This is a genomic window from Paenibacillus sp. 01T47, assembly GCF_056398245.1.
The window spans coordinates 1-14,561 of sequence record NZ_JBFTPA010000044.1; the positions used below are offsets into that span (position 1 = coordinate 1).

General features: G+C 36.7%; 15 protein-coding genes and 3 pseudogenes. 12 read left to right on the forward strand and 6 right to left on the reverse strand.

The genetic code is table 11. The annotated features are described in order from the left end of the window. The 3 genes and pseudogenes from AC1DOV_RS33955 to AC1DOV_RS33965 form a co-directional block, all read right to left on the reverse strand. A pseudogene (locus tag AC1DOV_RS33955) lies at window positions 1–267 on the reverse strand (hypothetical protein); the annotation flags it as partial. A 197-nt stretch (window positions 268–464) separates the two neighbouring features. Continuing rightward, a complete protein-coding gene (locus tag AC1DOV_RS33960; RefSeq protein ID WP_441887061.1) occupies window positions 465–1,241 on the reverse strand; it encodes a hypothetical protein in 777 nt (258 codons plus the stop codon). Window positions 1,242–1,389: 148 nt separating this feature from the next. Further along, window positions 1,390–1,854, reverse strand: coding sequence for a CBO0543 family protein (locus tag AC1DOV_RS33965; protein ID WP_441887063.1), 465 nt, complete (start codon window positions 1,852–1,854; stop codon window positions 1,390–1,392). 113 nt (window positions 1,855–1,967) lie between these two features. Between AC1DOV_RS33965 and AC1DOV_RS33970 the strand changes: the two genes are divergently transcribed. From AC1DOV_RS33970 to AC1DOV_RS34005, 8 genes and pseudogenes are all read left to right on the forward strand, one after another. Continuing rightward, on the forward strand, window positions 1,968–2,183 hold the full coding sequence (locus AC1DOV_RS33970) for a hypothetical protein (RefSeq protein ID WP_441887065.1): 216 nt from the start codon (window positions 1,968–1,970) through the stop codon (window positions 2,181–2,183). A 620-nt stretch (window positions 2,184–2,803) separates the two neighbouring features. Then, window positions 2,804–3,766 (forward strand): hypothetical protein, encoded by a 963-nt coding sequence (locus AC1DOV_RS33975; RefSeq protein ID WP_441887069.1) that lies wholly within the window; start codon window positions 2,804–2,806, stop codon window positions 3,764–3,766. Window positions 3,767–3,914: 148 nt separating this feature from the next. Beyond that, window positions 3,915–4,496 carry a hypothetical protein gene (locus AC1DOV_RS33980; RefSeq protein ID WP_441887071.1) on the forward strand — a complete coding sequence of 194 codons (582 nt, stop codon included), beginning with the start codon at window positions 3,915–3,917 and terminating at the stop codon, window positions 4,494–4,496. A gap of 754 nt (window positions 4,497–5,250) precedes the next feature. Further along, window positions 5,251–5,425 (forward strand): annotated as a pseudogene (locus AC1DOV_RS33985) (stage V sporulation protein R); the annotation flags it as partial. Window positions 5,426–5,589: 164 nt separating this feature from the next. After that, window positions 5,590–6,185 (forward strand): annotated as a pseudogene (locus tag AC1DOV_RS33990) (recombinase family protein). Between the two features lie 83 nt (window positions 6,186–6,268). Continuing rightward, window positions 6,269–6,466 (forward strand): hypothetical protein, encoded by a 198-nt coding sequence (locus AC1DOV_RS33995; RefSeq protein WP_441887073.1) that lies wholly within the window; start codon window positions 6,269–6,271, stop codon window positions 6,464–6,466. A gap of 268 nt (window positions 6,467–6,734) precedes the next feature. Next, window positions 6,735–7,295, forward strand: a complete 561-nt coding sequence (locus AC1DOV_RS34000) for a DinB/UmuC family translesion DNA polymerase (protein ID WP_441887075.1) — start codon at window positions 6,735–6,737, stop codon at window positions 7,293–7,295. A gap of 191 nt (window positions 7,296–7,486) precedes the next feature. Next, window positions 7,487–8,173, forward strand: a complete 687-nt coding sequence (locus AC1DOV_RS34005) for a DNA-methyltransferase (protein ID WP_441887077.1) — start codon at window positions 7,487–7,489, stop codon at window positions 8,171–8,173. A 145-nt stretch (window positions 8,174–8,318) separates the two neighbouring features. Here AC1DOV_RS34005 and AC1DOV_RS34010 read toward each other — a convergent pair whose 3' ends face one another. Next, window positions 8,319–9,800 carry an ATP-dependent nuclease gene (locus AC1DOV_RS34010; RefSeq protein ID WP_477552102.1) on the reverse strand — a complete coding sequence of 494 codons (1,482 nt, stop codon included), beginning with the start codon at window positions 9,798–9,800 and terminating at the stop codon, window positions 8,319–8,321. Beyond that, entirely contained in the window at window positions 9,763–10,170 is a 408-nt protein-coding gene (locus AC1DOV_RS34015) for an AAA family ATPase (protein WP_477552103.1), read from the reverse strand. The genes AC1DOV_RS34010 and AC1DOV_RS34015 overlap by 38 nt, the downstream gene beginning before the upstream one ends. Before the next feature lie 538 nt (window positions 10,171–10,708). On the opposite strand from AC1DOV_RS34015, the gene AC1DOV_RS34020 reads away from it, so the two are divergent. Continuing rightward, window positions 10,709–11,143: a GNAT family N-acetyltransferase gene (locus AC1DOV_RS34020; protein WP_441887081.1), complete on the forward strand. Its 435-nt coding sequence runs from the start codon at window positions 10,709–10,711 to the stop codon at window positions 11,141–11,143. A 407-nt stretch (window positions 11,144–11,550) separates the two neighbouring features. Here the strand turns inward: AC1DOV_RS34020 and AC1DOV_RS34025 are convergent, their stop codons facing one another. Continuing rightward, complete coding sequence (locus AC1DOV_RS34025) at window positions 11,551–12,417, reverse strand: helix-turn-helix transcriptional regulator (protein WP_441887083.1); 867 nt, start codon at window positions 12,415–12,417, stop codon at window positions 11,551–11,553. 24 nt (window positions 12,418–12,441) lie between these two features. Between AC1DOV_RS34025 and AC1DOV_RS34030 the strand changes: the two genes are divergently transcribed. The 3 genes from AC1DOV_RS34030 (at window position 12,442) to AC1DOV_RS34040 (ending at window position 14,392) form a co-directional block, all read left to right on the forward strand. Continuing rightward, on the forward strand, window positions 12,442–13,152 hold the full coding sequence (locus tag AC1DOV_RS34030; RefSeq protein WP_441887085.1) for a DUF4386 domain-containing protein: 711 nt from the start codon (window positions 12,442–12,444) through the stop codon (window positions 13,150–13,152). 247 nt (window positions 13,153–13,399) lie between these two features. Next, a complete protein-coding gene (locus AC1DOV_RS34035) occupies window positions 13,400–13,801 on the forward strand; it encodes a DUF3888 domain-containing protein (protein ID WP_441887089.1) in 402 nt (133 codons plus the stop codon). 252 nt (window positions 13,802–14,053) lie between these two features. Next, a complete protein-coding gene (locus AC1DOV_RS34040; RefSeq protein WP_477512958.1) occupies window positions 14,054–14,392 on the forward strand; it encodes a hypothetical protein in 339 nt (112 codons plus the stop codon). Window positions 14,393–14,561: the final 169 nt, after the last annotated feature.

A 14,561-nucleotide genomic window follows, 5' to 3' on the forward strand; every position in this document is an offset into this window, starting at 1 on the left:
CAGCCCCCAGCCCCAATTATTTCTTCTATCGTCTGTTGTCGCATTTGTCCGATAGTTGTTTGCATTCATACCCGTGTTATTTGCTCCATAGCCATCTCCATAGCCATTCATTTGATTAGTGGTTGTGTTGTTTGTTCCATAACTGTTCATACGATTGTTATCTGTTGTCATCCTATCTACTTGATTTGATTGTTCCGCGAAGGCAGGGAAACACAGTGCGGATGATAGGATTGTAAAGGCAAATAGCAACGAGTAAATTTTTTTCATACTCACTAATTCTCCTTGTGTTCAAATTTTTTTTACCGTTTATAAGTTGCCCTTACTATAAAAAAATATTCTGCTTTTATGTATCTCAATGAATAATCAAATACATGGGAGGGATTTATATATGGCTGAATAACATTTTTTTTGAATGAAACCTACAAGAAAAAGGAGGAGGCTACAAGTTCCTCCCCTCAATTTAGCTAGAGGATGTTAGGCCCAATTACCTCACCGCTGAAATGGACCTCATTGATTACAGGATTAGCGAAATTAGTAATTGGGATTGGTGCACCATCCGTAATTACACTAAATCCGGAGGCTGGGCCAGCTGCTGCAGTTAAAAAATAAATTGAATTAGGACCAGTTAATCCTGTATCGGTACATGCAAAAGTTGTTGTAATGGTTCCTTGCACCAGAGTATTACCTGTTCCTGAGAAGTTAATCTGGGTTACACTTCCGGAGTCTACTACTGAGGCAACACGCACACCTAATAATGGAGCATCTCGAAAAAAGCTGAAGTTCATGACTTGGCTTGCCAAGGCTAATTCGGGGGCAACTTCGCTTATGAAGTTAAAGCTCCATACGATGGTTGCTTTTAATGCCACTCGACTATTTATATTAACATTACTTAAAGTTATTGACTGGTTACTGACTTGAACTTCCGGACCAATCATAGCAGGTGACACTGGAAGTACGATTGTTGTAATGGCTGGACCACCGGTAATCATAGGATCGGGAATCTGAAAAAAATCATAAAAAGTAAGAAGTCCAACTCCTGAAGTACCAGGTAATCCCTGCGGACCGGTTGGACCCTGTGGCCCGGGAGGCCCTGCAGCCCCTGCAGCCCCTTGTGTTCCATTCCGTGCAAGCACTTTAATAATTCGTCTTTTGCGTCTCCCTTTAATTAAGGAATTATGTTTACATCTCTTTGGGCTATTTCTTTTCAAACCTATTTTAAGCCTAGTAGTGGAACATTTCATCGAATACACCTCCTCACATAGATGCCTTATTTTATGATTTTGTTGGAATGGTGTGTTAGACAGTTGACTAGATTTATCGAGAGTAAATGATTGCGACCTAAGTTTTATTCAAAATTAAATAAATTGACGGACAGATTTGAATATTCTATTACTTAACTACTTCAATATGCTCTTTAGCAATTATCCATGCTGTTGTAACACATAGATACGCAATTAAGTAGGAAATGAATGTCCAACCTATATTCCATCCGTTTCCGTACATTACGAATCCAAATAGAAGGGCTGTGTATTCAAGGACAGTGGTGAGTAAGCTGAAAATCAAAATAAAGATAACTGGATGGAGTCGAAAAGTTCTTTTTGAAAGATTGTAAATTAATAGAGAACCTAAAACAGCGTATAGCCCCAAATCCATAGGTAATGCGGAAATAGTTTCATTTTTCTCGAAAATAGGTTTAAAATCCCAAAAACCAAAATAGATGCCTATTGTATTTATAATCATTGAAATTACTGCCGTTACAGGACTAATGACAATAAATAGGATCGGTTGTTTTCGAACTATGAACGATGCTAAAACCCAAGGAATTATGAAGCCAAAAATAATATTGTATAGCATTTTTAATTTCACTCCGTATTGAAAGTTTTTATATGAAGTATCGTCATAAAAGCGAGTAGATATTCAATTAACTTTATGTTCAAGTCTGAATACGGAAGAACATGGAGGGCTGTATGGAGGAACAAAAAGAGTTAGAGGACATTAAAAACAAGTTGACTGAAATAAAACAATATGATGATTATTTTTGGCTGCGGTATTTGCAAGAGAATACGATTTTTGACACCGATAACATCAAGGCTCAAAAGGATTGGTTAATAGCCAGCCTAGAACGATTTATCCAATTGTCACCAGCAGGTGCTTTCAAGGGCAACGAAGGAGGATCACTATGAGAAATTTTTCAATTCATTGTATCTTGATGCGAAATACGATCTTATATTTGCCGTAGAAGCTGCCAATGAGAGTGAAGCAAGACTTAGAGCTGAAGAGGAATTAAGAAACGACGGGCTACTGGATAAAGTTGATCAAAACTTTGAAATTAACTAAGGAGAGGCTATGTAAAGACCAATTACTAATCAAGATCTCGATGATTATACCGTATCAAAATGTGTGATAAGAAAATGAAACGTACCAAAAATCAAATATACAGTTTTTGAAACGCTTTATAGTGTCTTTTTTTAGTGTATCAAAAAGCATGCTTTTTGAGACTTTGTCCGTTTGGACGGTAATTTCGATGGTCACTTCCGTTTCATTAACTCTACGAAAACCTAAGACTGGAAATATCAAAAGTAAGCTTGAATCTGTAATAATAAGTTAATAGTTTAAGATGCCATGAAACAGCAAAAATAATCAACAAAACGAAACAATAAACAATTTTGTATTTTAAAATAGTTAAACTAAAAAGGGATTTATAACCATCATTGAATCTATTATTTAGAAAAAAACTAGTTGACATGCAAATTGTTTATTACTATATTGGTTTAGAAGGAAAATAATGTATTGTAGGAAGAGCATGAAGAAATGGAGCCTTATTTTACCTGTTGTATTTTTAATGTTTGCTTCTGTTGCCCAAGCCACCGAAAGACCAGAAAAAATTGAAAAAAATGAGAGGAAAATTGTACTTAATGGGGCACTGACAATTACAAAGTATGACGATGGTCGGATTGCACCAGTCTCAACTTTTTTGAATCTATCAGAAATACAAGTCAATCAGGTATTAAGTGAGATGAAACTATCAAACGAACAAATCGAGCATTATTCTCCAGAACTAAAAAAGAGAATTATTAGCCGAGGTGGAGTAGCTGTCGAAATACAAAGCAGTCTAAAGCATTATTACAACAGTGTTGACGGCACTAGATATTTAATTACCGATGAAAATAGAGATGAAGTTAATGCGATTAAAGAGAAAGATAGCCTGACTTTAATGAAGCAAAGTAATGGTGGAATTAGTACGAAAGCTGTAATCCCTATAGATACAGAAAAGGATGGAAAATGGAGCGCATCAACTAGTATGATTTATCAGGGGTTAAGCTCTACAGGACAAGAATTTAAATATGATTTATATACTGAGTATAATTGGGATGGACAACCTAATTATTATTTTAGTGACTCAGTAGTACAATATTGGGATAATGCTACTGGTATCTCAAGTGCATCATCTTACGGGGCTAATAATTGGTTGCCCCAGGTTAATAATACAATTCAGCAGGAAGCTATGACAATTGTAAGGAAATTCGGTCAATCTCAAGGAACCTTCGATCTTAAACATTCTCATCATAATTACGGAGTAATAGTCGATGATCTTAGAGTTCCGAGAACTCTACGAGGCACAAATAAGCAGATACTTGCCAGTTATGCTCACCCATATATTCCTGGTTTTGTAAGCGCTGTAATGGGTATCGCAGGTATGTCATGGCCCGGTTTAATAGGAGACGACTGGTACTTGGATGGTACTTTTACTGTTCAAAACACCTAAATTAATTAGTATCATTTTTAAATTTATCGAGAACTTCAATCTTTATGTAAAGATTGAAGTTCTTTTCCATTTGATACATACTATAGATATTGGTTGAGCGACATTTAGATATATATATATTATCTTAAGTCAGCGACGAGGAGGAACAATGAAGAATAATGATAAGAAGATAATGAAAAAAAGTATATTTATAATATTAGCTGTCATAGTAGTTGCGATTTTATTTATGCTTTCTAATGGTTATGCGTTTACAGAGTCAAGTGCACTTGCATTGTCTAACAAACATAAAAAGAGTCAAATTGTTTATTCAAAAGAGTTTGGCGACATTAATTTGTTAGTTGAGAAAGAACTTAATAAGAAGTATCTCATAGAATTAAAGAAAAAATGGTTTTTATATAAAGTAACAAATAAAGAAGAACTGCTTCCAAGTGGGACAGACAAAATGAAAAGAACATGGATAAGTGTAATGACTAAGCATTCAAACCGAAAATATGAAACAATTATTGCTGCTGAAATTCTTGACCCCCATGTAAAGAAGGTAATTGTAAGCAATGATGATATGCTATTCAAAACTCAAGTCGATATTAAAAAAGCATCAACATTTTTTAAGGAACTAGAAGTTGACAATGGATATGCCGTTTACTACACTAAGATGGATTTTGAAGATGCTTCAAGTTTTATATTCCGTTTAATAGATGAGTCAGGAAAAATTATATATACTGGGCGTTGATTGATAGCATACATTAAATATAAAGAAAACCACTACTGCACTTCAACTGTTAGACACGGAGCATTGATTGAGTTCATCTTCTATACAATTATGCATAAGGTCTTAGTGAAACTTAATGGTCTTAGAGTTGGTGCAAATCGTGCTAAAGGAAAAATAAAGATCACATATGATTGCATTAAGCAAACGGGAATAGATCATTAAAGATGGAACCTCAATAGCATTAGGGTATTCGACTGCCAATACTTCAATACAACACTTCTTACTTAACTTAACTTAACTGACTACCACGACTTATGAAACGAACTCGAAAAATGACGTCCAGCTATCTTTAATTTGAATGGTCACATCCGTTTCATTAATTACACCATTTGAATAGGTTGCTACGAATATAAAGATATAATCGCCATCCCGACTCTAATCTTACCTGCGCTTGCTCCTCAAAGATATACCCGTTCCAGGATTTCTGATCGATGGATGACAACTTTGTATTGCCTATTCGAGCAGCTGCTACTTCGACAGAAATCTAATTAAGCAATAAAGCGCCCTACGTTTTCTTATCAAAGGATGGAAACATTAGATGAAATCAAACAATGGATTCGGCTTATCTTCGAGAATTTTGTGTGTTATGTCTTAAAGAAACAAAAGAGAACACAGTCCGAATATGTAGTAAAAGCAGTTAATTATTTGAAGAACCATTATACGGAAAACATCTCACTAACTGATGCTGCCGAATATATTCATCTATAAAGTATAGCTTTATCTTATTCATGAGTATGAAGGGATGGAGCTCGATCTGAAGTATGTGGAGCGTACGCTGCCTCATGTCGTTCAGCTTTGGGTGAAAAACGTTTCATCTGGAGACGTTTGTTGAGGATAAGAAGATTGTGTTCAGCTGTGATGGGAAGAAAACGAGTCGGAAGTTTGTTTGAGGTAAGAGGATAGCTCTTCTTAATTCTGTTTTAAAGAGCTAACACATTTAAATAAATATGTTACAGAAACCCCGATCTCATTCGATCGGTCTTTCTATTTTAGGATAGAGAGGGCTCCCTTAGGAGACATAGATATCGTTATTGTGAAGGTGGAGTTCAAAGAGATGGGCTATGTGTGTGTTTCTTCTAAAGAGCAAAATCCGGAAAGGCAACTACTTAAGTTTCGAGAACTGGGTCTAAATGAGCGATATCTTTTTGTTGATAAATTAAGTGGGAAAGATTTCAATCGACCTCAGTACCAAGCAATGCGTCTTATATGTTGAGACAAGGTGATTTAATTTACATTGATTCATTAGATCGATTGGGACGAGACTATGATGGAATCATAGATGAGTGGAAATATATCACTCGTGAGGTTGGAGCGGATATCGTTTGTTTGGATAACGAGCTGCTATTTGATTCTAGAAAGTATCGGACAATGGGGGACTTCTGAAAGGTTCTGGAGAATCAATTTCTTAGTTTGCTTGCTTATGTAGCAGAACAAGAGCGTAAAAAGAATCTGCAGCGGCAAGCTGAAGGAATTGCAGTAGCTATAATTGAAGGAGTAAAGTTTGGTAAGCCGCGAAAAGAAATCGATACCACCTTTATTAAGGTTTATCAAGATTGGAAAGCTGGACTCATTACTGGAGTAGCTGCTAGGAAGGTATTAGGATTAACGCATAGTACGTTTTGCCGACGAGTAAATGAGTATGAGGGCTAATAATCTGTTAAATCTTTTCTCTGGAATAAGAACGTTAGCTCTGTACATAATAAGAACAAACGTTCTGTTTGGGGGTGAGTCTTATGGACGAGAAATGGATAGGTGCAATTGTTGAGATTGTATATCTCAGCAAGAATAAGAACTTGTCCAAAAGAAAAATAAATATGTTATCGGTGGATCAGGGACACATAAAGGCTTTTTGTCTGGTTAGACAAGGAAGGCGAAATTTTTTAGTTAAAAACATATTAGCTGCAGAGCCCGTGGTGGTATTTATTGGCTAAAAGCAAAGTTATCATGTTAGCGGATCTAGGCCTGTGATAATTATGCGAAGAAAAACAAATCAGGAATGTATGTGCTGACAAAAGAAAATTTGCACGAGACACTCTGGACTTTGCATATTGATAAAATGTTTATGGTCGGCAGCAAGATGACACGACATCTAAATTTTATGGGTCTTGATACTATTGGAAAACTTGCAGGTACACCTTTAGATAAACTTAAATTAATGATGAGGCTAAGTTTGGTAAAAACTCAGATGTTAATGCAGAAATGTATTGGCGCATAGCTAATGGAATTGATGAAAGCCCAGTCACGCCAGGAACTCATCAGGTTGCACCTAAAACAGTTGGCCATATGATGACACTTCCTCGTGATTATCGCAAGCTCGATGAGATAAAGGTAGTGCTCCTAGAGCTTACAGAGCTCGTATGCCAGCGCTGCAGAGGCAAAGGCTATATGGGGCATGTAGTATCGGTGGGTTGCTTAGGGGCTGATTTTGAACGCCCGACAGGTTTTTATCGACAAATGAAAATGGTAGATCCTACAAATGTAACCAATCAAGTGTATAGAGCTGCTGTGGAATTATTACAGAGACATTGGGATGGATTACCTATTCGAAGAATAGGCATCAGTTTATCTCAATTTTCCTCCGACGATGAATATCAAATATCATTATTCGACCAAGACCGAGAAAAAGCACGAGCATTAGAACGTGTAACTGACTTATTAAAACAAAAGCATGGTGACTCAATTATTATAAGAGCTACTTCTGCTACTCCAGCTGGCAAGGCATCAGATCGCAGTATGAAAATAGGAGGTAATTTCAAATAGCAAATCCTCAGATGTGAAGTATTTACAATTTTGAAGGTTAGCATTATACTTATATAAAATCCGGAATGCACCGGTAAAATAAAGTTGTGGGAGAAATCCTACAGCTTTTTTTTTGTGAAAAAAGAGAACACTTGTTCCAAATCGTAGTGTAGAATTTATATATAAGAGACACATATACCAGGAGGAATAGGATGTTATATAACGAAAGCTGTATTGAAGGTTCAAAGAAACATTTAGAAGATAACTCAGTCGATTTATTGATAGCAGATCCACCATATAACTTAAGATTTGGTGGGACAACACAAACGAAAACGAAAAAGCCAAGATTTAATATAATAGAGAATGATATGCTTTCACCGGCGGAATACAAGCGTTTTTGTATGCAATGGATTTTTCAAGCTTACAGAGTTCTCAAGCCAGGACGACATATTTATGTTTGTATTGACTGGCGGATGTATGCAGACATGGTGATTTGGCTGCGTAATGCAGGTTTCATAGTGAAGAACTGTATTGTATGGGATAAAGAACATATGGGCCTTGGTTGGCAATACCGCTATCGCCACGAATTTATCATCTTTGCTGTGAAAGGAGATAAACGTGTCAGACGGATCTCAACACGAAAGCAGACAGACATTTGGCGCATACCACGCATTCATGGTAATAAAACCATACATCCAACGGAAAAGCCTGTAGAGTTGTTAAAGGAAATGATTGTGAATAGTAGTGAGACTGGAGAGTTAATGGTAGATTTTTTCGCAGGTAGTGGGGTTGCGGAAGAGGCAGCCATTATTACAAGTCGGTCTTGGATGGCTTTTGAAATTGATAAAAATTGGTATGATGTTGCAATGGAAAGGATACAAAAGGCGTTGGGAATATAAGTTATAGCTACAGATTGAATTAGCGGATAGGTCTCAGTAACTTTATCACTAGGTTGGCAGTCTAAGTTATAAACACTCGTCCTAGACTGCCATTACAACAAACGAAAGCAAAAAGTCGAACCCTGCCACTTTAAGAAGGAGTTTTTTATCGACTTGGTATATCATCAGATGCCGCAGCTGCAAAAGGATGGTTTATTTCATCCCATACATTTCTTATAAATTGTTCGTGTACTGGTATTTGCCATCCTTGAAACGCATCATGAAGTTCAGACCAATCAGGATTTTCAACTAAATATTGTTGCATTAATTCATCAACAAGATGAACAATCGGAACTTCTAACGGAATACCGTATGCTGATTTAATAATTTGTAACAATCTTAAAGGAAGCTCTTCTAGAGACTTGTCTTTTAAAAACTCATATGCTGCATACGATTTAGAGGTGCCCTTTTCATAAGTTTCGGGCATTTCTGCCTCAAAAGTATGTTGAAGAACAAATTTCTTGTTAGCACGAACAGATGCTAATACTTCAATTTTATAATTTATGGTAATTGCTTGACGAAGGGTAGAGCTAGCTCTTCTTTGCCCATTTTTTCCAAGTTCAGTAATATCCATATCATGAATAACCGTATAGGGAATTCCAAAATTATTTAAGACATTCAATACAACGTACATTGTAGGTTTACCTGCACAGTTTACTATTGAGGTTTTATGAAATACATCAGATGAAAGTAAACCTGAAACCATAAGCTTTTCCGCTATTTGTCTAAATGCGACAACCTCAGTATCGCCTTCAACAAGAATTGCTTGCTGTGCAAAGAAAACTTCATTTAGATGAGGGTTGAATTTCAAGAGGGCTTGAAATTTATCTCTTTCATCCTCAGGTAAGCCATAGATATCAGAACTAACTTGGTTTGCTTTGACATCTTGATTAGAATCTAAAGAGAAGCGAATAAGTGTTCTGTTTGGTTTTGATAAATCGATAAAGTTGGGAGAATGAGAAGTTGCGATAACTTGAAAAAACCGATCATCAGCTAGCTGGTACAAGGTATCCTTAAAAACTCGTGCAATATGCGGATGCAAGTATAGTTCCGGTTCTTCAACTGCAATTATTAACGGCCTACGGGCTGCTATTTGTTCCCTTCCTTCAGGAGGGAATTCGCTTCTATATTTTCGATAGCCTTTTAAAATCGAAACAATAAAAGTACGTTGCACACCATTTCCTTGATGTTCAATAGATGTATTTATGCCGTTATAATTAAAAACAGTATTTACTGAACTACTGATGAATTCTTCAATAGGTTTAAAGTTAACTTTAAAATCAACACTTGTTGAGGTAATGTTATTTAAAAATGATTTCACCTCATTTTGAAAGAAACTTATTCTTTCATTAGTGTGCGAGTTTATTCTGTTTTGTATTTCCCTATTCGCACGAGTCGCATCTAAGTATTCATTAGTCTCCATAATAACTTCTTTATATAGTTGAGTTAGGGTTTTTATGTAGTCAGAACTATTTTTTATCTCTTCATTTGCATGACGAACTGCTGGTATATAAAGAACTTCAGGGAATACGTTAAGAAAATGAGTGCCATTATTGCCCCCCCCCCATCCTCCCGTCCCAACCCTCATTATTCATATCATGAGTAGGTTCTCCTGAGGTTTTGGAAAAGCGTTTTACAGGTTCTCCATATTCATAAACTGCTCGTACAATAAAATGTCCAGTTGGCTCATGAAGTGAATTACGAATCCCATGAAGCTCTAATTCTGCTGCTGTCACATCAATGAATGTTGCGTGGAAACTGATTGCACGACTTGTGTCGTGTCTATAGTAACAGTTTTCATCAAGAGTCTTATCCGCTTTACCAAATTGTTCGATGGCTTGAAGAACTGTGCTTTTACTGCAATTGTTCGGACCAATAATGATGCTGATATTCTCAATATCTAATGATAAATGCTGAATTCCTTTATAGTTATTTATGGTGATTTTGGATAGTTTCATGGATGCCCCCTAGTATGTTTGTTTAATATATCCCTATGATAATGGAAATTTTCTTTTCCTACAATTGGGAAATTGTTAGTGGGGAATAAGTTAGTTCAATTGTCATTGGCTATATATCTTTCCTATGCACATACAAACTAAGAAAAATGGGCGAGAGAATCATGTGAAGATATAATTTTTCTTAACAACTGTCGTACTCCTTAGCTTTTTTACTTCATTTGCTACAGAAGCTTCAGTACATCCAAACCTAAAATTAAAAGCAACTGAAAATGCCTAGCATCAACAATTAAATCCCAGTTATTATCGCGTCGTTAAAGAATTTTTTCAACAAAAAATTTTCCCGAATTAAAAATGTGCAAACTTTTGAAAATTATCTTTTCCCCTCGTCTCCGACCTTATTAGGTCGGTTTTTTTGAATTTTATTTATGTTAAGAGCAAGTCTTTCATTAAACTAACGGGCAGATTAACTTAACAAATAGTGGAAGTTTAATTACCGAAAAAGTACACTTAAAATATTGATGGTTCGAAGGGGGTTCCAATGAGGCTTAATTATAGAAATGCAATTTCTAAAGATGAAGAGGTATTGTTTGATCTATCCGCTAAGCTTTCGACTAGTTTTAAGTTGAATAAAACGGATTTCAGACGAACCTTTCTTGATGTTTTGAGTAACAAAGATGCAGACTTAGTAGTCGCAGAGATTGAAACAGGTATCATTGGATATGTACTAGCCTTCCATCACTCCACTTTTTATGCAAATGGTTTAATAAGTTGGGTTGAGGAATTATTCGTACTAGAAGATTACAGGAGTAAAGGTGTTGGAAAAAATCTTATGGTACTTATTGAAGAAAAAGCAGTTCGGCGTGGTTCAAAGCTGGTTGCACTTGCCACAAGAAGAGCAAGTGATTTCTATAAGGCTATTGGTTATGATGAATCCGCTGTTTATTTCAAAAAGTCTTTATCAAGAGCTGACTAAGCTATCGGGAGATAAGAGGTGACAAAATGGATGAAAGAGAGGCTGCCGGCTTAGAGCGGCGATCTCGTTAAGCTAACGGGAAACGATAGTTCAATTAAAACACAGAAGCAGCCGACCACAATGATCGGCTGCTTCATTACGCTAACGGGCAGTATAGTTGAAGATTAATTCCGGTGAACCGAACCACAAGTAACGGCGATGTGGAGTGTTGACGCTGCTCACTATCAGAATATAGGTCACATAGTTGATATAGTTGATGAAAATGCATCTCGAAAGGGGTGCTCTTTTCGTTACAGCAAGATTTGGAAAGTGTATGTTTAGCCATTATGTTATCTTGTATTCATCAAATCAAAATGAAACAGACTGGAGGGCATAAAAGCGATTACGGTTACCATAAAGCGTCATGATTAATCTGAATCGATAGGTATCCTTTTGATAGGTGCATAAATGTGGTATGCCAAATCAAGATTGTGAATGTCATCAAAAAATTGAATAAGTTCAATATGTGAATCGTCTGCTTCCTGCCTGGAAATCTTTAAAAATCTTGCATAATCAGTTTTGAGAACATCACCTATATCAAGGAGGTCACCAGAATATTTGAACTTGGCACAGAAGAGCCGTGGTACATCAACGGTAAAATAGAATGGTCTATTTATCTGAATATCAAATGGGATCCCGAACAGTACCTTGAAGCGAGATGAATTGGGTTGGCAATTAGAATAAATGACGAAACATGAACCATTAACTGTTTTATCAATGTCATTTAACAGTTTAAGCGAATGAGACCGAATCTTCGTCTTGTAATCATCAGTTGCCAGGTCAACCTCAAAGGCTATGCCGCTCACCCGGATTGAATCGAACTCCGTTAGGGTGAAATCGGTAACAATATCACCATTGATGTTTTTAATGGGTCTTCTAACCACAGAAGGCATTGGTGTTTGAGAAATGTTCATATCACTTACTCTTAGAGAGCTTGGAGCCATACCGTATTGGCGTTTGAAAGCGCGGGTGAAAGATGATTGAGTTCCAAAGTTTAGCTGGTAGGCAATATCTGTTAGTGGTAAATGATCGGTTTGAATGCATTGTAGTGATGCGTTCAATCTTCTGGATAATATGTAGTTGTTTAAAGTACAACCCATCATGGCAGAAAAAAGTCTGTGGAAGTAGAATTTGGACATGTTGAAGGTATTAGCCACAGACTCTAGTGATAGAGGCTGGTCTAAATTGTTCTCAATATGGTTTAAAGCACTCTCTATGACTTCGTATTGGTCCATAATAACCCCCAGGAGGTAAAGTTTATGACGCAAGACAGAATGAATGGGATCATCATCGGTATTTTTTATTTTGTTGCTGCAGTCACTTCAGTCATCGCTGTTATTTCTTATGAGCCGGTATTGTCAGAACAATGGTATATGTCCGTGGCAAATGGATTTAAAACAAAGGTTTTACTCGGAGTCATTAACGATCTCTTGCTCGTTCTGACAGCAGTAGGTACAGCCGTTATGTTGTTTCCTTACCTTCGTCGTTGGAATGAACATCTAGCACTAGGACATCTATGCTTTCGATTTATGGAAGCTGTTCTTATTGCAATAGGCGTGGTCAGTATACTAGGTTTATTGCAACTTAGTATTCATTATGAAGCAAACAGCTTAACAAGTGAAGAAAATCTTCACGAGATCGGTTACATGCTGCAAGCTTTCCATCGTTGGACTTCGATGTTAGGACCTAATTTTATGTTGGGTATCAATACGGCATTGTATAGCTATTTGCTTTTTCGAACAGGTTTAGTGCCAAGACCGCTAGCTCTGTTTGGTATGATTACGGCTGTACTCGTATTTATAGCCGGTCTATTAGAAATGTTCGGTATTGTAGAACCTCTATCTGCAGCAAAAGGATTTATTGCTCTACCTGTGGGTATTTATGAGTTGAGTTTGGCAGCCTGGTTGATTGTGAAGGGATTTCACAAGCAAAACCTCAAGAAACTTAGAGCAAAAATAGAGTTATACTAATGTAGATTTTGGTGGCGAGTGTAATATTGTTTTAGATATACTAAGGTGAACCGTATCACAAAATAAAGGAGTTTTGTTGAACTAACGGGAAACGATAGTTGAACAAACTTGGAGTAGTTTGCTGCGGCAGCTGCTCCCTTTCTTTATTAAACTAACGGGCAGATTACGTTAATGGATTTGCATTTTATTTTGTTGCATGCATAAACCCAAGTCACTTAACGGAAATTACTTCAATGGGGTGATTGTAGTGAATGTTAAAAGCTATATCGGGTTACTGCTAGCAGTCATCATTTCCTTCGTGCTTATACAGCCAGTTTACGCTAAACCACACGAAGAACCATTGGAAAGGCTTGTACTTACTTTGTTAACTCCAAATATAAAGGAACAGATTAATCGATATTATGAAGATAAACTAACAGAGTCACCTACGTTTTCGCCTTTTCTAGGAGGGACTGAATTAAACGTTGAATACCATCCTTCGCATATTGATGTTAATGTTACAGTGATTCCGTATGTGGGACCTCATTTAGATGTAGGGATGGACTCGATGAAGTTTCGTGTAGATAATACAGGAGCTGTAATGATTCTAGAATACAAACACATTAGGGACTATGAGTTGCCTCCATACTGGCAACACATTCTTCGTTGAGCTAACGGTACACTATAGCTTATTTTTGTACTTGCATATGATGGAGGAAATATTCTGTATATAAGAGGTATCCATTCCCCTCGCCTCCATACCCACCATGAAAAAAACCGACCTCATAAGGTCGGTTTTTTTGATTTTTAGTCATGTTATGAGCAAGTCTTTTATTAAACTAACGGACAGGTTAACGCAACAACCGAGCTTTTGCGTTCGTCTTAATGGTACAACAGTATTTTTCTTAAAGGGGGGAGAATTATGAGGATAATAATTATTGTTATGTTTCTGTCATTCTTTGCAGCAGGTTGTAGTGATAATAATGGGTCAAACTCATCAAGTACCTATCCAGCTTCCGTTGCTTGGAATAACACCCTTTATGGATTATCTAAAGAAGAGGTTCCAATTGAAGAAGTAGGCAAAGAGATTGGTAAGATTGAAAGAAAAACAACCCCAATGCCAAAGAAAAATGGAGACTCTAACGAAGTGCCAGCAGGGAGTACACTATTTGAAGTCAAAGGAAAAGACCCTCATGAAGTTATTGCAGTCGAAGTAAATGATAAATATGTTATAGCAACAAAATTGGGACCTATTAATTAAACTAAACGGGCGGCAGTTGCCTGAGCTTGACTCCGCTCAATCCAAACGGATCAATAGGTGCAGTTGCATTGCAAACGAGAGAAGGGCACTCTAATTGCGGGCGCCCTTCTCACTTTATTTTCATCATAAAATGACGAACTTATAGAATCGCTTTTTGGTTCCATTATTG

Coding starts and splice junctions, on each gene's coding strand:
- AC1DOV_RS33970 (WP_441887065.1), top strand. CDS start 1,968: ATGGAGGAACAAAAAGAGTTAGAGGACATTAAAAACAAGTTGACTGAA.
- AC1DOV_RS33980 (WP_441887071.1), top strand. CDS start 3,915: ATGAAGAATAATGATAAGAAGATAATGAAAAAAAGTATATTTATAATA.
- AC1DOV_RS33995 (WP_441887073.1), top strand. CDS start 6,269: ATGGACGAGAAATGGATAGGTGCAATTGTTGAGATTGTATATCTCAGC.
- AC1DOV_RS34025 (WP_441887083.1), bottom strand. CDS start 12,417: ATGGACCAATACGAAGTCATAGAGAGTGCTTTAAACCATATTGAGAAC.
- AC1DOV_RS33975 (WP_441887069.1), top strand. CDS start 2,804: ATGAAGAAATGGAGCCTTATTTTACCTGTTGTATTTTTAATGTTTGCT.
- AC1DOV_RS34010 (WP_477552102.1), bottom strand. CDS start 9,800: ATGAGGGTTGGGACGGGAGGATGGGGGGGGGGCAATAATGGCACTCAT.
- AC1DOV_RS34005 (WP_441887077.1), top strand. CDS start 7,487: ATGTTATATAACGAAAGCTGTATTGAAGGTTCAAAGAAACATTTAGAA.
- AC1DOV_RS34015 (WP_477552103.1), bottom strand. CDS start 10,170: ATGAAACTATCCAAAATCACCATAAATAACTATAAAGGAATTCAGCAT.
- AC1DOV_RS34040 (WP_477512958.1), top strand. CDS start 14,054: ATGAGGATAATAATTATTGTTATGTTTCTGTCATTCTTTGCAGCAGGT.
- AC1DOV_RS34020 (WP_441887081.1), top strand. CDS start 10,709: ATGAGGCTTAATTATAGAAATGCAATTTCTAAAGATGAAGAGGTATTG.
- AC1DOV_RS33960 (WP_441887061.1), bottom strand. CDS start 1,241: ATGAAATGTTCCACTACTAGGCTTAAAATAGGTTTGAAAAGAAATAGC.
- AC1DOV_RS34030 (WP_441887085.1), top strand. CDS start 12,442: ATGACGCAAGACAGAATGAATGGGATCATCATCGGTATTTTTTATTTT.
- AC1DOV_RS34000 (WP_441887075.1), top strand. CDS start 6,735: ATGTATTGGCGCATAGCTAATGGAATTGATGAAAGCCCAGTCACGCCA.
- AC1DOV_RS33965 (WP_441887063.1), bottom strand. CDS start 1,854: ATGCTATACAATATTATTTTTGGCTTCATAATTCCTTGGGTTTTAGCA.